This window comes from Microbacterium sp. bgisy207 (assembly GCF_057706855.1).
Genome location: NZ_JBYIPB010000009.1, coordinates 56,449 through 77,203 on the forward strand (window position 1 = coordinate 56,449; position 20,755 = coordinate 77,203).

Genomic DNA, 20,755 nt, shown 5'->3' on the forward strand with positions numbered 1-20,755 from the left:
AGCGTCATCGGCAGCACGGAAGCAGGATCGCGCGCGGCACGCCACCGAGCAGCAGCATCGGGTTGATGTACTCACCGTGCCAGCGGACACCGAAGTGGACAGCGTCACGGGGTGCATGACCGCCCTCCGTGACGATGCCGACGTGTTGACCTCGATCGACGCGGTCGCCCACCCGGAGCGGAGATGCCACGGGTTCGAGGGTCGTCACGAAACCGTCACCGTGGTCGATCGTGATGAGGTCGCGATCGACCACGGTGCCGGTGAATCGCACGACCCCCGGGGCTGGCGAACGCACAGTCCGAGTGTCGAACAGCGCGAGATCGACGCCGCGGTGCCCGGGCCCGTAGCGGTGCGCCGGGGCGACATACGGGGCCACGAGTCGAAACCCCGACGTTGGCCAGATCCAGTCGCGCGCGGCGGGACCGGGCCCGAGGCTCGCCGCGGCCGAGGCCGTCGGCTGACCGTCGACGCCGAGCGCATGGTCCTCGGACGCCGCTGAGGGGGTCGCGGGTAGGCAGGCTGGCGACAGGAGGACCACCGCCAGAATGACGAGAACGATCCGGCGTAAGAGTCGATCGGGGCGCGACGGTGCTGTCAGGTGCGACGGTGCTGTCAGGTGCGACGGGGGCAGGAGGTGCGACGGGGGCATGCTGCCAGCATCCGTCGCCCAGGCGCGAGCCCGGGGCGCCGGCGCGAGGCGGGGGACGGGCAGTGCGACCCCGGGTGCTGGGGAGGATGCGGCTGCGCACTCGCGCGTCCTGCGGTGAGGCGTCCGCTGGTACACTGGAGGGGCACCCCGTCCGCGGGGTGACTTCGCGTGCCCAAAGCCTGGCTATCGGCCAGGTGGCGCCACTCCCACCGGTCTGTGCTCACCCGAGCCCAGCGGGAGCGCGTCGGGCACCAGGATCGTCGGTCGCCGACCGACGAGATCAACCGTAAGAGACGCGCAACCGCGTCAGCAAAGGAGTACGGCCATGGCCGTCGTTACGATTCGCCAGCTGCTCGACAGCGGCGTGCACTTCGGACACCAGACCCGCCGGTGGAACCCGAAGGTCAAGCGCTTCATCCTCGCCGAGCGCAGCGGTATCCACATCATCGACCTGCAGCAGTCCCTCACCTACATCGACAAGGCCTACGAGTTCGTCAAGGAGACCGTTGCCCACGGTGGCACGATCCTGTTCGTTGGCACCAAGAAGCAGGCGCAGGAGATCATCGCCGAGCAGGCGACCCGTGTGGGCCAGCCCTATGTCAACGAGCGTTGGCTCGGTGGCCTCCTCACCAACTTCGTCACCGTCTCCAAGCGCCTGCAGCGCATGAAGGAGCTCGAGGAGTTCGACTACGACGACCCGGCGGCGAGCGGTCTGACCAAGAAGGAACTGCTCATCAAGAAGCGCGAGCTCGACAAGCTCCACAAGTCGCTCGGCGGTATCCGCAACCTGCAGAAGACCCCCTCGGCCATCTGGGTCGTCGACGCCAAGCGTGAGCACCTCGCCATCGACGAGGCCAAGAAGCTCGGCATCCCCGTCATCGGCATCCTCGACACCAACGCCGACCCGGACGAGTTCCAGTACCCGATTCCCGGCAACGACGACGCGATCCGCTCGGTGAGCCTGCTCACGCGCATCATCGCGGATGCTGCCGCCGACGGCCTCATCCAGCGTCACCAGCCTGCCGACGAGGCCGAGGCCGCTGAGCCCCTCGCCGAATGGGAGCGCGAGCTTCTCGAGCAGGGTGCGCCGGTGGTCACTGACCTCGCCGAGGTCGAGACCATCGCGACCGAGTCCGACGCCGACGCTGCCGGGGCAGCCGCGCACGAGGCAGTCGCCGGAACCGACGCGGTCGCCGAGGCGGACGCCGCCGAGGCTGACACCGCCGAGGCTGACACCGCCGAGACCAAGTAGCCGATCGACATCGCTCCGGCGGCGCGTGTGCGCCGCCGGAGCATCCACGAGAACTCACCACGAACAAGGAGCCGCCACCCATGGCAAACTTCACGATCGCCGACATCAAGGCCCTGCGCGAGCAGCTCGGAACGGGCATGGTCGACACCAAGAAGGCGCTCGAAGAGGCCGACGGCGACGTCGAGAAGGCCGTCGAGATCCTGCGTCTGAAGGGCGCGAAGGGCAACGCCAAGCGTGCCGACCGCTCGACGAGCGAAGGCCTCATCGCCGCTCGCGAGGTGGGCGGCAAGGTCACTCTCATCGAACTCGCGTGCGAGACGGACTTCGTCGCCAAGAACGACCGTTTCGTCGCCCTTGCCGACAAGGTCGTGGACGCTGCCGCAGCCGTGTCGGCGGACTCCGTCGAGGCGGCGCTGGCCGCTCCCGCGGGTGCCAGCACCGTCGACCAGCTGATCTCCGATGAGGCAGCGATCATCGGCGAGAAGGTCGAGCTTCGCCAGGTGCGCACGCTCGAGGGCGAGAAGTTCGAGATCTACCTGCACAAGACCAACAAGGACCTCCCGCCCCAGGTGGGCGTCGTGCTGGCCTACACGGGTGAGGATGCCGAGACCGCTCGCGCCCTCGCGCAGCACATCTCGTTCGCAAACCCGTCCTACCTGTCTCGCGACGAGGTCCCCGAGGCAGATGTCGAGAAGGAGCGTGAGATCGTCACCGAGATCTCGCGCAACGAGGGCAAGCCCGAGGCCGCTCTCCCCAAGATCGTCGAGGGCCGGGTCAACGCCTACTTCAAGCAGGTCGCTCTGCTCGATCAGGACTACGCCCGCGACAACAAGCTCTCGGTCGCACAGGTGGCCGAGGATGCAGGCCTGACACTCACGGGCTTTGCTCGGTTCAAGGTCGGCGCGTAAGCACCGCGATGAAAGGGTCCGCACCATTCCGTGCGGGCCCTTTCTCATGTGCTTCGGTAGGTTGTAGGCGACACAGAGGAGACGTACGTGGCGGATGAATCGACGGGACGCCGACGCGTCCTGCTCAAGCTTTCGGGGGAAGCGTTCGGGGGAGGGCAGCTCGGGGTCAATCCGGATGTCGTCAGCCAGATCGCGCGCGAGATCGCGGCAGCGGTCGATGAGGTGGAGATCGCCGTCGTGGTCGGCGGGGGAAACTTCTTCCGCGGAGCGGAGCTCAGCCAGCGGGGGATGGATCGGGGCCGAGCCGATTACATGGGGATGCTCGGTACCGTCATGAACGCACTCGCGCTGCAGGACTTCCTCGAGCAGGCGGGAGCTGCGACGCGAGTGCAGTCCGCCATTTCGATGACGCAGGTCGCCGAGCCCTACATCCCGCGTCGCGCGGAGCGCCACATGGAGAAGGGGCGCGTCGTGATCTTCGGTGCGGGGGCTGGCCTGCCCTACTTCTCGACCGACACGGTCGCGGCGCAGCGGGCGCTGGAGATCGGGGCGACCGAGGTTCTCGTAGCCAAGAACGGCGTTGACGGCGTCTACACCGCCGATCCGCGCACCGATCCGACGGCGACCCGCATCGACCGGATCACCTACCTCGATGCCCTGCAGCGCGGTCTGAAGGTTGTCGATTCGACCGCGTTCAGCCTGTGCATGGACAACGGCATGGACATGCGTGTGTTCGGCATGGAACCGGAGGGCAACGTCACACGTGCGCTGCGGGGCGAACCGATCGGCACCGTCGTCACGGTCGGCTGAAGGCCTGCCGACTAGACTGGGCTGGTCAGACGCAGTAAGGAGTCGCCGTGATCGCGGATGTCTTGACCGATGCTGGAACCCGCATGGATCGTGCCGTGGAGGCCGCGAAGGATGACTTCGCGACCGTGCGCACGGGTCGGGCCAATCCGCAGCTGTTCCAGCGGATCATGGTCGACTACTACGGCTCGCCCACGCCGCTCGCGCAGCTCGCCTCCCTGAACAACCCCGAGGCGCGCACGCTCGTCATCAACCCCTACGACAAGTCGGCGCTGAAGGCGATCGAGCAGGCCATCCGGGATGCCCCGAACCTGGGCGCGAACCCGACCAACGACGGCACGATCGTGCGCGTCACGATGCCGGAGCTCACCGAGGAGCGCCGCAAGGAGTTCGTCAAGCTTGTGCGGGCCAAGGGTGAGGATGCGAAGGTGCATGTCCGAGGCATCCGCCGCAAGGCGAAGGACGACCTCGACGCCCTCAAGAGCGAGATCGGTGAGGACGAGCTGTCTCGTGCGGAGAAAGAGCTCGATGCGCTGACGCGCGCACACGTCGACCAGATCGACGAGGCGCTCAAGCGCAAAGAAGCAGAGCTTCTCGAGGTCTAACGGTCGACATGACCGACGATCGTTCCGACGCGCGCCTCCCCGGCGACCCCGCTGGGGTGCCGGCGGAGGATCCTGGCGCCGGCTTCCAGGCGCACGTGCGCACTGCGCGCAGTGAGTTCGAGCAACATGTCGCGCACGCGCGCGCCGAGTTCGAGGAAGCGAATGAGCGCATCAAGAAGCGCACAGGTAGGGATCTGATCCTCGCGATCCTCATCGGAGTGGGAATCGGGGCGGTCGCGCTCCTCTCGCTCATCTTCGTCAAGTGGGTGTTCATCCTCCTGGCGCTCGGGGTGGTCGTGCTCGGGGTCGTGGAGTTCTCGCGGGCACTGACCGGGTCGGGACGACGTATCGACCTGGCGCCACAGCTGGTCGCCTCCGTCGTCGTTCTTCTGTCTGGCGCGTTCCTGGAGCTGTGGCTCCACTGGGTCGCCCTGTTTGCGGCTCTCGTCTTCGTGGTCGTCTGGCGGTTGATCGCCCAGATGGCCGCCGCCGACGCTCGTCCCTACACCGCTGTGACGAGCGACGTGCTCGCGGGAACGTTCGTCGTGTTCTACGTGCCGTTCCTGGCGAGCATGGCCATGATCCTGCTGCGCCAGGAAGGAGGCGAATGGTGGATCATCGCCTTCATCGCCGTCGCTGTGGTCGCCGACACAGCGGCCTACGCATCCGGCCTCACGTTCGGAAAACACCCGATGGCGCCTCGGATCAGTCCCAACAAGACGTGGGAGGGATTCGGCGGAGCCGTGGTCGGCGCGGTCGCCGCCGGCATCCTGCTGGGGGTCTTTCTGCTCGGGGTGCCGTGGTGGGCCGGTGCGATCTTCGGTGCGCTGATCCTCGGCACGGCGACAACCGGCGACCTGGGCGAGTCGATGGTCAAGCGAGACCTCGGAATCAAGGACATGAGTTCCTGGCTCCCGGGGCACGGCGGCGTCCTGGACAGGCTGGACTCGATCCTGCCCTCGGCGACCGCCGCGCTCGCGCTGTACTACCTGTTCGCACCGGTCGTGGCAGCATGATGTGCTGCACGAGCACGAGGTGGGTGATCTCATGACGATGACTTCTCATACCGACTCCGCCGCTGCAGCGGTTCCGGAGCCCGCACGGGCGTTGTTCCCGGTGACGCGGGGCCGCGTGAAGGGTTATGAGCGGGCCGCTGTGGACAGCTTTCTCTCTCACGCGCGGGAAGCATTCGAGTCCCCGGGACGCACGTCGATGACCTCGGGTCAGATCCGGGCTGCGGCGTTCCCGCTGACGCGCCGCGGCTACGAGATCACGAGCGTGGATGCCGCACTCACGCGCATCGAGGACGCGTTCGCGCGGCGAGAGCGCGACGCTGCCATTGCTCGCGTGGGCACCGACGTGTGGATCGCGCGCACCCGCCGAGATGCGCAGATCGTCCTCGATCGTCTGCAGCGTCCGCCCCGTCGACGTTTCCAGCGCACCGGCGCCCTGCGCTACGGCTATCGGATCGATGAAGTCGACTTCGTGATGGACAAGCTGGCCCGCTACCTCGAGTCTGGAACGGGAGCGACGATCGAGCAGGTCCGAGGGGTCGCCTTCAGGATGCAGCGAGGCGGCTATCGCGAAGTCCAGGTGGATGCCGTGCTCGATGCCGTCGTCGAGGTCATGCTCGCTGTCGAGTGAACCACGGACACTCGCACCGTGTTCGTCGCTGCGCGTCGGTAGAATCGACTCATCGTGACTAGTGAGAATCGCAACGCTGAGGTGTCGGCGCGGCCTCGTGCCGACGTCGCCACGCGGCGTTCGAGCGTTCCGCCGCGCGCGGCCGCTGCCCCGGTCGGTCACTGGTCCAAGCGGCGCGGGGTGCTGGCCGTGTTCGCGGCATTGGCGGCGATGGGGTTCGTCGCGGCCAACGCGGGCCCGAGCGGCATGGCATTCGCGACACCCGAAGACGAGGCACCCGAGGCGGTCTCCCTCTACGCGAGCTCCCTGGTCGACGCGCAGTCACTCGTCGTCGACGCTGATGTCGATGCTGCTGCTTTCGATCCCGACCGCGGCGGCTACCAGGTCTATGTGAAACCGAAGCCCACGCCCACTCCGGTGGTGGCCTCGAGCCGTAGCGGCGGGGGAGCGGCGGCGCCGTTGTTCTACTCCGGCGGCGGGTCGCCGGCCGAGTGGATGTCGGCGGCGGGCATCCCCGAGAGCGAATGGGGCTATGTCGACTACATCGTCTCGCGCGAGAGCGGATGGAATCCCAACGCCACGAACCGCCGCTCCGGGGCGTGCGGTCTCGTTCAGGCGCTCCCGTGCAGCAAGGTTCCCGGGAGCGGCTACAACCCGGTCGACAACCTGAGGTGGGCCAACGGCTACGCGGTGGGACGCTACGGCAGCTGGGGCGGAGCGTACAACTTCTGGGTCAACAACCACTGGTGGTGATCGGCGAGGATGCCACGATCTCATCGTCGCCGTCCTGAGCCCGCCGGCGACGACGGGTTCGAGCGCTTCCTGGCTGGGTGGAAACGCACAGAGGTCCGCCGCGGCGTGGCCTGGACCGTCCAACCGGTGTCGGGAGCGCAGGCGACGAAGGCCTACGCGTGCCCGGGCTGCGTTCGTCCGATCGAGCCGGGCACCGCGCATGTGGTGGCCTGGCGCTCGGACGGAGTCCTCGGCGACGCGGCAGACATCGCCGCGCGGCGCCATTGGCATACCCACTGCTGGAGGATCAGCTGACATGGAGATCCGCGGACCGATGCTGCTGCCCGCCCGCCGGGAGGAGATCGAGCTTCACACCGAGGACGGCCTTCGACTCGTCGGGGAGCTCGCACTCCCGGAGGGTCGCGCACCGCACGCGACGCTCGTGACACTGCATCCGCTGCCGACGGCCGGTGGTTTCATGGACTCCCATATCTTTCGCAAGGCGGCGGCGCGTCTTCCGGCCCTGGCCGACCTCGCGGTACTGAGATTCAACACGCGCGGAACGACCTCTCCGCGCGGCACAAGCGAGGGAACGTTCGACGGCGGAGCTGGCGAGCGCTGGGATGTCGCGGCTGCGATGTCCTTCGTTGCCGAGCGCGGACTGCCGCGCCCGTGGGTCGTGGGCTGGTCTTTCGGGACGGAGCTCGCGCTGAAGTACGCGGCCGAGCACGACGTCGAGGGGATCGTGCTGCTTTCCCCGCCGCTGCACAGAACCACATCCGAGGAGCTGGCCGGCTGGGCGGAAGATCCGCGTCCGATCATCGTGCTCGTCCCCGAGTTCGACGACTTTCTGCGGCCGGATGAGGCTGCACAGCGGTTCGCGGTGATTCCCCACGCGACCCTCATCCCCGTCGAGGGCGGTCGTCATCTGTGGGTCGGCGAGAATCAGACTCGGAGGGTGCTCACCGAGATCGTCGCGGCGATCAACCCCGACGCTCTTCCGCTGGCGACGGACTGGGACGGCGAGCTCGGCACGCCCGCCTGAGCGTCACCGCTCGTTTTGACGAGGGATGACGACCTGCCGGTAGATGATCAGCACGCTCGCGGCGGCAGGGATCGCGATCAGGGCGCCGAGGAGTCCCAAGAGGGACCCGCCGGCGAGGGCTGCGACGACCACGACGGCCCCGGGGATCGAGACAGCACGGCTCATGATGCGTGGGGAGATGACGTACGCCTCCACCTGCATGTAGATCAGGTAGTAGATCGCAGCGATGAGGGCGATCGTCGGGGAGCCGAGTCCTGGGATGAGGCAGGTCAGCACGATGATCGTCGACCCCGTGAGCGTACCCACGAGGGGGATGAGCGAGAACAGCAGCGCCACGACGGCGAGCACCGCCGGGAACGGCGCGCCGATCACGGTCAGGAAGATCGAGCTCAGGATGCCGTTGATCACGCCCAGCGTGACCTGGCCGATGACGTAGTAGCCGACGGAGTCGGTGATCTGCTCGGCGAGGTCGATGAAACGCTGCCGCTTCGAGGCCGCGACGAGCTGATAGACAGCCTTCTTCAGTGAGGGGATCGATGCCGTGAAGTAGATCGTGAGGATCAGGACGATGAACGCGCCGAACAGGCCGCTGGCGATCGTCGCGCCGATCGCGAGAATGTTCCCGCCGATCGACCCACCGATGGAGGCGAAGTCCAGGCCCTCGAGCCACTGCAGGATGTACGCGAAGATGTCATCCCACCTGAGCATGGGGAAGACCGATTCGAGCCAGGTCTGCAACTCGTCGGGCCACGACGGATTCTGCAGGATGCGGGTCACCTCGATCACGAACTGCGTGATCTGCTCGACGATGATCGGCAGCACCATCAGGATGACTCCGGCGAACACGCCCAGCACGACCACGATCGTCACGAGAACCGCGGCCCACCGGGGGAGCCGTCGGCGGATCAACCACGAGACCATCGGCTCGAGACCGAGCGCGAGGAAGAGGGCGGTGCCCACGTAGAGGAGGATCGTCGACAGGGTCTGCACGCTGGCGATCAGCAGGAGACCGAGACCGACGCCGAGCGTCGCGACGAATGCGACGCGGAAGGGGTTCTGCAGCTTCACGGGACCTCGTTCTGTGGGACTCGACCGCCTGGCGATCAGAATACGCATAGTGGACGACGTGGACGTGATGCAGCGCCTCTCTGGGGACTTTCAGGTCATCTTCGCTAGTCTGAAATGTCGATATTCCGGTGTGCGTCGACGTCCGTGCGCCGAGAAAGGTTCTTCGTGCGTTTCGTATGGGCTGTGGTTGCGCTCGTTCTCGCGACCGTGATGATCGGGGCGGGAATCGCCCAGCGGACGATCTTCCAAGGCCCGCGATCGACGACGGCGGAGGTCTCGATCAGCCAGAACGAGCCCTACCTGGTCATCGGTGGCGATGTCCTGACCTCGACACCGGGCTCTCAGACGCTACGTGTGCTCGGCGAGGGAACCGTGTTCGCCGCGTACGGCCGGACGGCCGACGTGCAGGCGTGGCTCGCGGACGCGTCGTACAACCAGGTCGTACGCACCGAGGACGGCTCGCTCGTCACCGAAGAGGTAGACCCGACGCCTGCTCCCGAGCCCACCCCCGCCGAGTCGACGGAGGCGCCGGCCTCGGATGCGGCAGCAACCGATGACGCCGCAGCCGAGCAAGGCGCAGACGAGGAGGCGATCCCGGGCCGCAACCCCGCGGGCTCTGACCTCTGGCTCGACCAGTACCAGCAGGAGGATCTGGTCATCGCGCCGCTGCAGCTTCCCGCTGACATGAGCGTGATCATCGCCTCAGATGGCACGGCTCCGGCGCCCACGACAGTGAGCGTGACGTGGCCGATCGCGAACTCGACGCCGTGGGCGGGCCCGCTCATCGTCGGCGGCGGCATCCTCATGGCAGTCGGTGTCGTGCTGTACATTCTCGGCATCCGCCACGTGCGACGCTCCCGCGGCCCACGACGCAAGGGGTTGCCCATTCCCGTCACCGAACCGATCGACCTTTCCGTCGCCGAAGCCGACAAGGGCGTGATCAGCGCGGGCAAACCCAAGCGTTCGATCACGTGGGGCCGTCGGCGCCTCATCGCTGTCCCGGCCGTCGCGCTGGCCGGCGCGCTGCTGTCTGGGTGTACGGCCGACGCATGGCCAGAGCTGGTGCCCTCCGAGACGCCGAGCCCGACAGCGTCGGTGATCGTCCCGGAAGGACAGCAGGCTCCCGCCGTGACCAAGCCGCAGGCGGAGCGGATCCTCGCCCAGGTCGCGCAGACCGTCGCGGAGGCGGACGAGACCAAGGATGCGGACCTCGCCGCGACCCGGCTGGATGGCGCGCTCCTGGCCGAGCGCAAGACGAACTACACGCTGCGCGACGCGATCGCCGACTACCCGCTGCCCACCGCTGTGCCGGGCAAGCCCGTCGAGGTCCTCCTGCCGCAGGCCTACAACGGGTGGCCTCGCTCCTTCCTCGCGGTCATCACCGATGACGAGGCGAACACCTCCAGCATCATGGTGCTGTCCCAGGCGGATCCGTGGACGGAATACAAGCTGAGCTATCTCGGCAATCTGGGAGCGAACACCCTGATGCCGGAGCTCGCTCCCTCCTACATCGGCGCCAGCCAACTCGCACCCGACTCCCCGTTCCTGCTCCTGCCACCCGATGAACTCGCCTCCGCCTACGCGGACGTGCTCAACAAGGGTGACGAGTCCGAGTTCGCCGGCCTGTTCGACGAGGAGAGCGACACGTTCCGAGCGGGTGTCGTCGCCGATCGCAAAGAGCGGCTCGACGAGTTCAACCAGACCGGTGCCGAGACGGGGAGCTTGACGTTCAGCGCCGCGGCGGGCGAGTTCTCCCCCTTCGCGATCGCGACGCTCGAGAGCGGCGCGATCGTCGCGGTCAGCATCTACGAGACCGACACCGTCAAGCCGACCAACGAGGACGCGGTCATCAAGCTCGAAGGCAATGAGACCGTGAAGACCCTCGCGGGCGCCGACCAGTCGGCATCCGGCTTTTCGACGACCTTCAGCGACCAGTTGTTCTTCTACGTCCCAGAGCGAGGATCGAGTGAGCCGATCCAACTCCTGGGATACTCCAGTTCGATTCTGAAAGGCTCCGTGCTGTGACACTTCCCGGCTCCAGCGCTCCGCTCCGGGGCGCCGTCGACCTGTCCGCCCTGCGCAACCGCCCCGCGGCGCCTGCCCCGACTGAACCCACGGCGGGTGCACCTGCGGGCGGAACCGCCGCCCGGCTGGTGATCGACGTCACGGACGCGATGTTCCCCGAGGTCCTGGAGCTGTCCAAGACCGTCCCCGTCGTGGTGGACCTGTGGGCCGAGTGGTGCGGGCCGTGCAAGCAGCTCAGCCCGGTTCTCGAGCGTGTCGTCACCGAGCACGCGGGTCGCTTGGTGTTGGCAAAGGTCGACGTAGACGCCAATCCGCAGCTTGCTCAGGCGTTCCGCGCTCAGTCCATTCCGATGGTCGTCGCTCTGGTCGGCGGACAGGCGGTGCCGCTGTTCACGGGTGCCGTTCCCGAGCAGCAGGTCCGCGATGTGTTCGCGCAACTTCTCCAGCTCGCGGCGCAGAACGGTGTCACCGGGTCGGTCGGTGACAGTCAAGCCGACGGGGAGACGCCCGAGGAGCCCGCGCTGCCCCCACTGCACGCCGAGGCGTTCGCAGCGATCGAATCCGGCGATTACGCCGCCGCCGTCTCGGCATACGAGCGCGCACTGGCCGAGAACCCGCGGGACACCGATGCCCGCGCAGGCCTCGCCCAGGTCCGGCTGCTTTCGCGCATCCAGGGGGCCGACCTCCAGGCCGCGCGTGCGGCTGCAGCCGCTGCCCCCACCGATGTCGATGCCCAGCTGCTGGTCGCTGACCTCGATGTGACGGGGGGTCATGTCGAGGACGCGTTCGAGCGGCTCCTGGATTTGTTCGCGGCGCTGCCCAGCGACGATCGGATGCCTGTGCGCGAGCGTCTGCTGGAACTGTTCGGCATCGTCGGTGACGATGACCCTCGCGTCATCCGTGCTCGCAGTCGTCTCGCCTCGCTGCTGTTCTAGACCTGACGCAGGGGACGGCGCACCCGCTCAGCCGTGTGTGGTCGACGGGATCCGTGCCTGTGGGTCATAGCGCAGCCAGATCGCGCTGACGGCCGGGAGCACCATGGAGGCGCGGCCGTCCTCGCCGGCGACGACCATTCCGAGATTGCCGACTCCGGCGCCCCCATACTCGTGCGCATCGGTGTTGAGGATCTCTCGCCACACCCCGGCCTGCGGCAGATCGAGGGCATAGTTCGAGAGCGTCGTCCCCGAGAAGTTGCACACGACCGCGATGGTGTTCCCGTCCCAGTCGCGCCTGGTGAAGGCGAGGACGTTCGGATTCCACGAGGGGGCGCCGATTCGGCTGAAGGCCGATCCGTCGTTGTCGCGGCTCCACAGCGGCGGGTTGGCGCGGTAGATGCCGTTGAGTGCACCCACGAAATCTTGAAGCTGTCGGTGCGTGGGCTGATCGAGCGTCCACCAATCCAGCCCTCGCGACTCCGACCATTCGGCCATCTGCCCGAACTCCTGTCCCATGAACAGAAGCTGCTTGCCGGGATGTGACCACATGTATGCGAGATAGGCGCGCATGTTGGCGAGCTTGCCGGCGTGGTCTCCGGGCATCCGCGAGAACAGGCTGCCCTTGCCGTGCACGACCTCGTCGTGGCTGATCGGCAGGACGTAGTTCTCGCTGAACGCATACACGAACGAGAAACTCAGCTCACCCTGGTGATACGACCGGTAGAGCGGATCCCGGGCGATGTACTCGAGGCTGTCGTTCATCCACCCCATGTTCCACTTGAAGCCGAATCCGAGGCCGGCATGGTCGGTCGGAGCCGTCACGCCGGGGAAGCTCGTGGACTCCTCGGCCATCATGCTGATGCCGGGGAAGGTCTTGTAGCACGTCGCGTTGACCTCCTGGAGGAACCGGATCGCCTCGAGGTTCTCGCGCCCGCCGTGGATGTTCGGTTCCCATTCCCCCGGGTTGCGGGAGTAGTCGAGGTAGAGCATCGAGGCGACGGCATCCACTCGGAGTCCGTCGACATGGAACTCGTCGTACCAGTAGAGCGCGTTGGCGACCAGGAAGTTGCGTACCTCGTTCCGGCCGTAGTCGAAGATGAGCGTTCCCCAGTCCTTGTGCTCGCCTCGCCGAGGGTCGGGGTGCTCGTACAGCGCCTTGCCGTCGAACTTCGCCAGGGCGAACTCGTCCTTGGGGAAGTGCCCCGGCACCCAGTCCATGATGACCCCGATGCCTGCCTGGTGAAGCCGGTCGATGAGGTACTTGAGATCGTCGGGGCTGCCGAATCTGCTCGTCGGGGCGTAATACCCCGTGACCTGGTAGCCCCATGAACCGCCGAAGGGGTGTTCGGCCAGCGGCAGGAACTCGACGTGTGTGAAGCCCAGAGACGTGACATGGTCGATGAGGGGATCTGCGGCGTCTCGATAGGACAGACCGGGGCGCCACGACCCGAGGTGTACCTCATAGATCGACATCGGCTCGGTCACGGGACGGCGCTTCGCGCGTTGCGCGAGCCAGGCCGAGTCCTCCCATCGGTATGAGGATGCCGTGACCACCGAACCGGTGGCGGGCGGCACCTCTGCTTCTCGCGCAAGCGGGTCGGCCTTGAGTCGCCAGTGCCCGTCGGGGCCGAGGATCTCGTACTTGTAGACCGTGCCCTCGCTCACCGCGGGAACGAACAGCTCCCAGACGCCGGAACCGCCCATCGACCGCATGGCGTGGGCGGAGCCGTCCCATCCATTGAACTGGCCGACCACGCGCACCGCGCGCGCATTGGGCGCCCACACGGCGAAGGAGGTGCCATGGCTTTCTTCGTGCGTGCGGACGTGCGATCCGAGTACGTCCCAGAGGCGCTCGTGACGACCCTCGCGGATCAGGTGAAGGTCGAGTTCACCGATGGTGGGCGCGTGCCGGTACGGGTCGTCGGCGCGGTAGTCGGGCCCGTCGTCATACGATGCATCGATGCGATAGGGGCCGATCGGGCCGGTGACGGTGCCCTCCCAGATTCCGGATGCGAGGTGTTCGAGCCGCGCGCGTTTCCCGCCGTCGAAGACCGCTGTCACCGTCGTGGCGAGTGGTCGCCGGGTGCGGATGACCCACGTCCCCTTGCCGGTGGGATGGATGCCGAGCACACTGTGCGGATCGTGATAGGTGCCGTGCGCGACGGCGTCGAGTGTGCCGGGGTCGATCGCGTTCATCGTTGTCCCTCAATCCGCAGAATGTGCACGGGCTCGCGAAATGCGTCGAGCCGCACGTAGTTGTGGTCGGTCCACGTCCATTGCGCGCCCGTGATCAGATCGGTCACGCTGAACGCGTCTCCGGGCTCGACTCCCCAGATGCGTGTGTCCAGATGGACCGTGGTCTCCCGCATCGAGTGTGGGTCGACGTTGACGACGACGAGAATGGTGTCGGCCTCGCCCGTGGGGGAGAGGGCGGCGTCGAGGTGTTTCGAATAGACCAGGATCGCGTCGTCGTCGCTCCAGTGGATCGCGAGGTTTCGCAATTGGCGCAGTGCGGGGTGGTCACGGCGGATCTCGTTGAGCCGCGTCAGGAACGGCGCGAGCGACGTGCCGGCCGCGTCGATCGCCTCCCAGTCTCGGAACTTGTACTCGTACTTCTCGTTGTCGATGTTCTCTTCCGACCCGGGGCGTGCGACGTTCTCGAAGAGTTCGTAGCCGGCGTAGACGCCGTACACGGGTGCGGCGGTGGCGGCGATGGCGGCACGGATGACGTAGGCGGCGTGACCGCCGTATTGAAGGTACTCGGTGAGGATGTCGGGGGTGTTGACGAAGAGGTTCGGGCGCAGGTAGTCCGCTGTCTCGTGAGCCAGCGAGGACAGGAACTCTTCGAGCTCTTGCTTCGTGTTTCGCCACGTGAAGTAGGTGTAGCTCTGCTGGAATCCGACCATCGCGAGGCCCTGAAGCGGGGCAGGGCGCGTGAACGCCTCAGCCAGGAAGATGACGTCGGGGTGTTCGGCGGTGACTTCGCGGATGAGCCACTCCCAGAACTGCAGGGGTTTGGTGTGCGGATTGTCGACGCGGAAGATGCGGATGCCCTGCGCGATCCAGTGCCGCACGATGCGCAGTACCTCGGCGCGGATGCCCTCCGGATCGTTGTCGAAGTTGATCGGATAGATGTCCTGGTACTTCTTGGGCGGGTTTTCGGCGTAGGCGATCGATCCGTCGGGCAGGGTGGTGAACCATTCCGGGTGGGCGGTCACCCACGGGTGGTCCGGGGATGCCTGCAGCGCCAAGTCCATGGCCACCTCCAGTCCCTCGGCGGCGGCGGCACGCACGAAAGCCCGGAAGTCGGCCAGAGTGCCCAGGTCGGGATGGATCGCGTCGTGACCCCCCTCTGCGGCCCCGATCGCCCACGGCGACCCAGGATCGCCCGGGCCGGGCGTCAGCGAGTTGTTCGGCCCCTTGCGATTGGTCAGTCCGATCGGGTGCACAGGAGGCAGATACACGACATCGAAACCCATGCGGGCCACGGCGGGCAGCCGCTTGCTGGCGGTGCGGAACGTGCCGCTCTTGATCGTGCCGTCCTTCCGGCGTTTGGCCCCCTCTGAGCGCGGGAAGAACTCGTACCATGCGCCGACCCCCGCCCGCTCTCGTTCCACGAGCAGTTCGCGATCGGGTCCAACGGTGACGAGGGATTGCAGCGGGCGCTCGGTGAAGACGGTCTTCAGTCGCGGGTCGTCGATCAGGCTGAGCGGGTCGCTCACGGCATCCGCACGGAACTGATCCGCCAGCTCAGTCAGAAGGCGACGCTCCGCGGCGGGGCGAGTGCGCTCCCCGGCGCCGCGTTCGCACAGGAGCGCGCCCATCTCCCGCATGAGAGGAACGTCCACGCCCGCGAGTACCTTGACGTGGGCGGCGTGGTGCCAGGTGGCGAAGTCGTCGGCGAACGATTCGAAACGGAACGTCCACGTCCCCTCCTCCAGAAGCGCGACGTGAGTCCACCACCGGTCGAACCCGTCATTCGCGGGTTCCAGTCGGTGCAGTGACTCATCGTCGGACGGTGAGAAGAGCCGGACGTGCACGCCGATCCGGTCGTGCCCCTCACGGAAGGCCGTGACGCCGAACGGGACGACCTCGCCCCGGAACGCGCTCGGCCGGTAGTGGGCGTCCGGTGTGTCCGGGCGCGGGCGCACCATCGGGATGCGACCCATCGCGGCATCGGCCGGTGGGGCAGGAGAGGTCACCTGCCGTACCGGGATCGCGGTGGCGCTTCGCCAGGGTCGAGGGGCGGGAGATCGTTTGCTGGATGCCACGCTTCGAACCTACCCCGCTCGCCCCCGCCGGGACAGGCGTGGACAGGGCGCGCCCCGTCGGCCACAATTCGCGCGAGCGGACCTCTCAGGTAGGAACTGCCACGAACAGTCGCATCGAGGTCGGTCCGAGCTCGATGGTCGATCCGGGCTCGTGCAGACTCGTGGTCGCTGAGGGGTGTTCATCCTCGCTGGACCACACCGATCGGTACTGGGCGACGCCGTCGACGAGCGGCAAGCGCACCGTGACGGGCCGCTCGTTCCCGTGCACGATCAGCAGAGTTCGGTTCGGCGCTTCGAGCTCGGGAGTGGAGGTCGCGAGGTACTGAAGGGTTCGGTGCGTGGGATCGGCCCACCGCTCGCCCGACATCATCTCGCCCCGTTCGTCGTACCAGTCCATGACGGATGCCGACGGGATATCCTGATCGTCGCGGGCGAACCGGCTCGGCCGTAGCGCAGGATTCTCGGCCCGCAGGCTCAGCAGGCGCTGCACGTGCGCGAACAGATCCGTCTGCCAGGGAGCGTGTTCCCAGGGCAGCCAGGTGAGCGCACTGTCATGGCAGTACGCGTTGTTGTTACCGTGCTGAGTCCTCCCGAACTCGTCTCCGGCGGTGATCATCGGCACGCCGGCGGACAGCAGCAGTGTGCCGAGGAGATTGCGCATCGCCCGCCGACGGGTCGCAAGGATGACCGGGTCGTCGGTCTCGCCCTCCGCGCCGTGATTGAAGGACCGGTTCGTGTCGGCGCCGTCGCGGTTGTGCTCGCCGTTCGCCGCGTTGTGCTTGACGTCGTAGGACACGAGGTCGTGGAGCGTGAATCCGTCGTGCGCCGTGACGAAGTTCACGCTTGCGAGCGGTCCGCGTTCGGCGCTGAACGTGTTGGACGATCCGGCGAGCCGTGTCGCGAAGCCGCCGACGCCGACGGGGGCCGTCGCGGCTCGGCGTCCGTAGTCGACGTCGCTGAGCCAGAAGTTGCGGACACGATCGCGGTAGCGGTCATTCCACTCCATCCAGCCGTCGCCGAAGTTGCCTGTCTGCCACCCGCCCATCCCGACGTCCCACGGCTCGGCGATCTTCTTGACTCCGGCCAAGGCGGGGTCGTCGATGATTGCGCGCAGGAGGGGATGGTCGGGAGTGAAGGTGTGGTCCTTGTCCCGGCCGAGGGTCGCGGCCAGGTCGAAGCGGAAGCCATCCACCTGGACATCGTTCGCCCAGTACCGCAGTGAGTCCAGCACGAGGCGTGCCGCGGCATCCGTCGAGGTGTCGACGCTGTTGCCGCACCCCGTGACATCGATGTAGGCGCCGTCCGGATGCTGGCGGTAGTACCCCCGGTTGTCGATACCGCGCAGACTCGACCGCGGCCCGCCGAGATCGGCTTCCGAGGTGTGGTTGAAGACGACGTCGAGGATGACCTCCAGTCCCGCCTCGTGCAGGAGCTTGACCATGCCTTTGAACTCGCGCAGGACAGCCTCGGGTCCTTCTCGTCGATTCGCCTCCGTGGCATACGCGGCATGGGGGGCGAAGAACCCGACAGTGTTGTAGCCCCAGTAGTTGGTGAGCCCCAGTTCGAGCAGGCGCGGCTCGGTCGTGAACTGGTGCACGGGCAAGAGCTCGATGCTTGTCACGCCGAGCGACGTGAAGTGCTCGATCATCGCCGGGTGTGCGAGGCCAGCGTAGGTCCCGTGCAGGGCCGCCGGAACCTCGGGGTGGCGCTTGGTCATGCCTTTGACGTGACCCTCGTAGATGACGGTCCGGTCAAGGGGGACGAGGGGCTTACGCACCCCAGCCCAGTCGAAGTCTCCCGCGACGACGACAGATCGCCATCCGTCGTATCCGCTGCGGACGAGGCCTCGCGCGTAGGGCTCGATCAGGAGTGTCGCGGGGTTGAAGGTGTTGCCCGCCCCAGGGGGGCCGTCGACCTGGATCGCGTACGGGGTTCCGGGGCGCAGGAGGGGCGAGTACGCCGACCAGATGTCGGCATCCACGCGGGACAGCGGAACCGTCTCCACGACCCAGTCGAGGTCGTCGGCGTCGAAGATCAGCAGATCGATCGAGGAGGCGCGGGCCGACCAGACGCGAAGCGTGCCACCGCCCTCGTGTAGGTGGACGCCGAGATCATCGAACCGCGGGGACCGGAGGTCGCTCGGTGCCGTTTCGGCGCGCAAAACCACCGCTGACTCGGGAATCGGCATGCGTAGAGCATAACGACGCAGTCGGACCCCGGCCGCGCGCCGAGAATGCACTCGTGCGCCGCCGGGGCCCGACCTGCATGGTGATCTACATCCGCTGCCAGAGCGAGGGTGCCAAGATCCAGTTCGGGTCGCCCCAGCCCTGATAGGCCTGGATGCAGCGGAACGTCGCGCCGCCCCAGCTCACCACGTCTCCGATGCTGTAGCGCCCCGTCGCGCTCCACGGCTCAACGGGAGCAGGCGTCTGGCCCGGGATCGTGACCGTCAAGGTGGCCGCGCGTGATGAGACCACTCCCGTCGATCCGATCGATCGAACACTGTAGGTGTGACGCGCGCCAGGCACCGGGGCCGCGTCGACGAAGCTCGTGCCGGTCGTCGTCGTGAGCGGGACGTCGTCCCGAGTGACGGCGTACGCGGCTGCGCCGGAGCCGGCCGACCACATCAAGGACACGCTCTCAGCGCTGACCGACATGGTGTGGAGATGGTGCGGGGCCCCCGGAGGTACCGGCGCCGGCGGAGTCGTCGCTGTCGGGCTGGGCGCGGGGGAGACCGTCGGAGTGGGGGTCGCGCTGGGAGTCGGGGATGCCGTCGGCGTCGGGCTCGCGGTCGGCGCGGGGGTTGCGGTGGGCGTCGGAGTCGCGGTGGGCGTCGGTGTCGGTTGCGGGCCCGAACCGACGATGTCGAGGTCGATGACGTTGTAGAACGCGTTGGTGGTGTCGGCGATGTCCCACACGGCGTAGAGCACGTGATACCCCGAACGGTTCGCGGGAATCGTGATGGTGTGCGCGGGGTTCGTCGAGGCGGCCGTGCCGTCGTGGGCGATCGTGGCGATCAACTCGAAGTCGCCGCGATCGAGCGGAGCGTTGGGATCCCAGCCGGGGACGGTCAGGTAGTACCGCCACTGCGACGTGCGGTGCGGAGCCGTATAGCGCCAGGGTACGACGAGCGCACCGGTCGTCACCGTGTGCTTGTGCCAGCGCGTCGCGGTCTGCTCGTCGAGCGCTGCCGCAATGGCAAGACCCGCTGAGGCGAGCTGGCCGTCAGCCGGGCCTGCCGCGGGGAAACCCTTCGGTGCCTCGAGGCTCTGGGGCTCGTAGGCGATCGCGCCCCGCCCGGAGTTGGCGGGATCGGCCGCGCGGGCGAGGATCGTGCCGCCGCCTCCGACGTAGCCGTGTCCGAGGGCGGGACCGGCTGTGAAGGCGATGCTTGCCACGACGGCGGCGGCAGCGGTCACGGTGAGAGCGGGGAGAACACGGCGCGTTCGTGTCCGTCGCGGGGCAGGGGACGCAGGAGCCATGACGACCTTTCGGGAGGATCAGTATCTGACGGTGTCAGAGTGGCGGTGCGGCGCACACGGGCGGTGACGTAACACGCGTTCATGAGAGGGATCTCATCTTTCGGGCCCCGCCGGTGCCGATGTTTGCCACAGTGGAGTTCGTGAGCATCTATCTGGACCACGCGGCGTCGACGCCGCTTCGTCCCGAGTCGCGAGAGGCCTGGCTTGACGCGGCTGCGGTGGTCGGCAACGCGTCGTCGATTCACACGAACGGGCAGAGTGCCCGGCGGATGCTGGAGGACGCACGGGAGCGGCTCGCGGCGGCCCTGGAGTGCGATCCGGTCGAGATCGTGATCACCTCCGGGGGCACTGAATCGGTGAATCTCGCGGTGAAGGGGCTGTGGGGCACCCGCCGCCACGGAACCTCCGAGATCGTTCTGCCCGACGGTGAGCATCACGCGTCGATCGATCCGGTCGACTGGCTCGCCCGGCGGGAGGGTGCCCGCATCCGACGCGTCCCGCTCACCCCGGCGGGCGGCATCCGGGAGGCGGACTTTTCCGCAGCCCTCCCTGGAGCGGCGCTCGCGACAGCGCTCATCGCGAACAATGAGGTGGGCACCGTCAATCCCGTCGCGGACCTCGCGCAAGCGGCCGCCGCCGAGGGCGTGCCCCTGCATCTGGACGCCATCGCCGCGTTCGGGCACGTGCCCGTCGCCTTCTCAACCCTGCGCGGCGACGCGCGGCCGGGGACAGGGCTGCTCGCGATGAGTGTCTCGGCGCACAAGATCGGCGGTCCGATCGGCGTCGGGGCGCTCGTGGTCGCCCGGTCGGCCCGGCTGGATCCGCTCGTGCACGGCGGCGGGCAGCAGCGGGGGCTGCGCTCGGGAACCCAGGATGTCGCGGGCGCGGCGGCCTTCGCCGTCGCCGCCGAGCTCGCCGTCTCCGAGCTCGCCGTCGAGTCGGTGCGCCTGTCGAGGATGCGCAACAGACTGATCGAGGGGATCCTGGCGACCGTGCCGGATGCGCAGCCGCTCGGGGATCCTCGCGACCGGCTCCCCGGCAATGCGCATGTGCTCTTTCGTGGGGCGCTGGGCGAGACGCTCCTGTTCCTGCTCGACATGTCGGGGATCTCGGCGTCGACCGGTTCGGCGTGTCAGGCCGGAGTTCCCGAGCCCTCGCACGTCGTCATGGCGATGGGGCACAGCGACCGGGAAGCGCGCGAGGTGCTGCGGTTCACGCTGGGACGCACGACGACGGATGCCGACATCGACGCTCTGCTCGCGGCGTTGCCGAGTGCCGTCGAGCGCGCGCGGTCGGCATCCGGGTCCCGCCCAGGCGGTGCTGCCTAGACTG

General features: G+C 67.5%; 18 protein-coding genes. 12 read left to right on the forward strand and 6 right to left on the reverse strand.

Translation table 11 applies throughout. The features are described from left to right. Positions 1-4 precede the first annotated feature (4 nt). Positions 5-649 (reverse strand): murein hydrolase activator EnvC family protein, encoded by a 645-nt coding sequence (locus AC3ENO_RS10380; RefSeq protein WP_434970546.1) that lies wholly within the window; start codon positions 647-649, stop codon positions 5-7. 325 nt (positions 650-974) lie between these two features. Between AC3ENO_RS10380 and rpsB the strand changes: the two genes are divergently transcribed. The 9 genes from rpsB to AC3ENO_RS10425 all read left to right on the forward strand — a co-directional run bounded on the left by rpsB (position 975) and on the right by AC3ENO_RS10425 (position 7,642). After that, positions 975-1,901: a 30S ribosomal protein S2 gene (gene rpsB / locus AC3ENO_RS10385; RefSeq protein ID WP_434970547.1), complete on the forward strand. Its 927-nt coding sequence runs from the start codon at positions 975-977 to the stop codon at positions 1,899-1,901. 80 nt (positions 1,902-1,981) lie between these two features. Next, positions 1,982-2,809 carry a translation elongation factor Ts gene (gene tsf, locus AC3ENO_RS10390; protein WP_434970548.1) on the forward strand — a complete coding sequence of 276 codons (828 nt, stop codon included), beginning with the start codon at positions 1,982-1,984 and terminating at the stop codon, positions 2,807-2,809. 87 nt (positions 2,810-2,896) lie between these two features. After that, positions 2,897-3,619, forward strand: coding sequence for a UMP kinase (pyrH, locus tag AC3ENO_RS10395; protein ID WP_434970549.1), 723 nt, complete (start codon positions 2,897-2,899; stop codon positions 3,617-3,619). 47 nt (positions 3,620-3,666) lie between these two features. After that, entirely contained in the window at positions 3,667-4,221 is a 555-nt protein-coding gene (gene frr / locus AC3ENO_RS10400) for a ribosome recycling factor (protein WP_434970550.1), read from the forward strand. A gap of 8 nt (positions 4,222-4,229) precedes the next feature. Beyond that, the gene (locus tag AC3ENO_RS10405) at positions 4,230-5,237 is read left to right on the forward strand and encodes a phosphatidate cytidylyltransferase (RefSeq protein WP_434970551.1); all 1,008 of its coding nucleotides are present in this window, start codon (positions 4,230-4,232) and stop codon (positions 5,235-5,237) included. A gap of 31 nt (positions 5,238-5,268) precedes the next feature. Next, positions 5,269-5,865 (forward strand): DivIVA domain-containing protein, encoded by a 597-nt coding sequence (locus tag AC3ENO_RS10410; protein ID WP_434970552.1) that lies wholly within the window; start codon positions 5,269-5,271, stop codon positions 5,863-5,865. A 54-nt stretch (positions 5,866-5,919) separates the two neighbouring features. Then, positions 5,920-6,618, forward strand: coding sequence for an aggregation-promoting factor C-terminal-like domain-containing protein (locus tag AC3ENO_RS10415; protein WP_434970553.1), 699 nt, complete (start codon positions 5,920-5,922; stop codon positions 6,616-6,618). A gap of 9 nt (positions 6,619-6,627) precedes the next feature. Beyond that, a complete protein-coding gene (locus AC3ENO_RS10420) occupies positions 6,628-6,912 on the forward strand; it encodes a hypothetical protein (protein ID WP_434970554.1) in 285 nt (94 codons plus the stop codon). 1 nt (position 6,913) lies between these two features. Next, entirely contained in the window at positions 6,914-7,642 is a 729-nt protein-coding gene (locus tag AC3ENO_RS10425; protein WP_434970555.1) for an alpha/beta hydrolase, read from the forward strand. Between the two features lie 3 nt (positions 7,643-7,645). Here AC3ENO_RS10425 and AC3ENO_RS10430 read toward each other — a convergent pair whose 3' ends face one another. Continuing rightward, positions 7,646-8,710 (reverse strand): AI-2E family transporter, encoded by a 1,065-nt coding sequence (locus AC3ENO_RS10430; RefSeq protein WP_434970556.1) that lies wholly within the window; start codon positions 8,708-8,710, stop codon positions 7,646-7,648. Between the two features lie 165 nt (positions 8,711-8,875). Between AC3ENO_RS10430 and AC3ENO_RS10435 the strand changes: the two genes are divergently transcribed. Both AC3ENO_RS10435 and AC3ENO_RS10440 read left to right on the forward strand, forming a co-directional pair. Further along, positions 8,876-10,735, forward strand: a complete 1,860-nt coding sequence (locus tag AC3ENO_RS10435; protein ID WP_434970557.1) for a DUF8094 domain-containing protein — start codon at positions 8,876-8,878, stop codon at positions 10,733-10,735. Then, positions 10,732-11,670, forward strand: a complete 939-nt coding sequence (locus AC3ENO_RS10440) for a tetratricopeptide repeat protein (protein WP_434970558.1) — start codon at positions 10,732-10,734, stop codon at positions 11,668-11,670. Before AC3ENO_RS10435 ends, AC3ENO_RS10440 begins: the two co-directional genes overlap by 4 nt. A gap of 27 nt (positions 11,671-11,697) precedes the next feature. On the opposite strand, the gene glgB is transcribed toward AC3ENO_RS10440, so the two are convergent. From glgB to AC3ENO_RS10460, 4 genes are all read right to left on the reverse strand, one after another. Further along, positions 11,698-13,866 carry a 1,4-alpha-glucan branching protein GlgB gene (gene glgB / locus AC3ENO_RS10445; protein WP_434970559.1) on the reverse strand — a complete coding sequence of 723 codons (2,169 nt, stop codon included), beginning with the start codon at positions 13,864-13,866 and terminating at the stop codon, positions 11,698-11,700. Beyond that, entirely contained in the window at positions 13,863-15,839 is a 1,977-nt protein-coding gene (locus AC3ENO_RS10450; RefSeq protein ID WP_434970610.1) for a maltotransferase domain-containing protein, read from the reverse strand. Before AC3ENO_RS10450 ends, glgB begins: the two co-directional genes overlap by 4 nt. 187 nt (positions 15,840-16,026) lie before the next feature. Beyond that, complete coding sequence (gene glgX / locus AC3ENO_RS10455) at positions 16,027-18,129, reverse strand: glycogen debranching protein GlgX (protein ID WP_434970560.1); 2,103 nt, start codon at positions 18,127-18,129, stop codon at positions 16,027-16,029. An 85-nt stretch (positions 18,130-18,214) separates the two neighbouring features. Next, the gene (locus AC3ENO_RS10460; RefSeq protein ID WP_434970561.1) at positions 18,215-19,360 is read right to left on the reverse strand and encodes a lytic polysaccharide monooxygenase; all 1,146 of its coding nucleotides are present in this window, start codon (positions 19,358-19,360) and stop codon (positions 18,215-18,217) included. Between the two features lie 203 nt (positions 19,361-19,563). Here AC3ENO_RS10460 and AC3ENO_RS10465 point away from each other — a divergent pair, with 203 nt between their 5' ends. Beyond that, positions 19,564-20,751: a cysteine desulfurase family protein gene (locus tag AC3ENO_RS10465; protein WP_434970562.1), complete on the forward strand. Its 1,188-nt coding sequence runs from the start codon at positions 19,564-19,566 to the stop codon at positions 20,749-20,751. The last annotated feature ends 4 nt before the right edge of the window (positions 20,752-20,755 follow it).

Excerpts from the sequence above, each read along its gene's own strand:
- AC3ENO_RS10380 (WP_434970546.1), bottom strand. The coding sequence starts at position 649 with ATGCCCCCGTCGCACCTCCTGCCCCCGTCGCACCTGACAGCACCGTCG.
- rpsB (WP_434970547.1), top strand. The coding sequence starts at position 975 with ATGGCCGTCGTTACGATTCGCCAGCTGCTCGACAGCGGCGTGCACTTC.
- tsf (WP_434970548.1), top strand. The coding sequence starts at position 1,982 with ATGGCAAACTTCACGATCGCCGACATCAAGGCCCTGCGCGAGCAGCTC.
- AC3ENO_RS10405 (WP_434970551.1), top strand. The coding sequence starts at position 4,230 with ATGACCGACGATCGTTCCGACGCGCGCCTCCCCGGCGACCCCGCTGGG.
- AC3ENO_RS10410 (WP_434970552.1), top strand. The coding sequence starts at position 5,269 with ATGACGATGACTTCTCATACCGACTCCGCCGCTGCAGCGGTTCCGGAG.
- AC3ENO_RS10420 (WP_434970554.1), top strand. The coding sequence starts at position 6,628 with ATGCCACGATCTCATCGTCGCCGTCCTGAGCCCGCCGGCGACGACGGG.
- AC3ENO_RS10425 (WP_434970555.1), top strand. The coding sequence starts at position 6,914 with ATGGAGATCCGCGGACCGATGCTGCTGCCCGCCCGCCGGGAGGAGATC.
- glgB (WP_434970559.1), bottom strand. The coding sequence starts at position 13,866 with ATGAACGCGATCGACCCCGGCACACTCGACGCCGTCGCGCACGGCACC.
- AC3ENO_RS10450 (WP_434970610.1), bottom strand. The coding sequence starts at position 15,839 with ATGGGTCGCATCCCGATGGTGCGCCCGCGCCCGGACACACCGGACGCC.
- glgX (WP_434970560.1), bottom strand. The coding sequence starts at position 18,129 with ATGCCGATTCCCGAGTCAGCGGTGGTTTTGCGCGCCGAAACGGCACCG.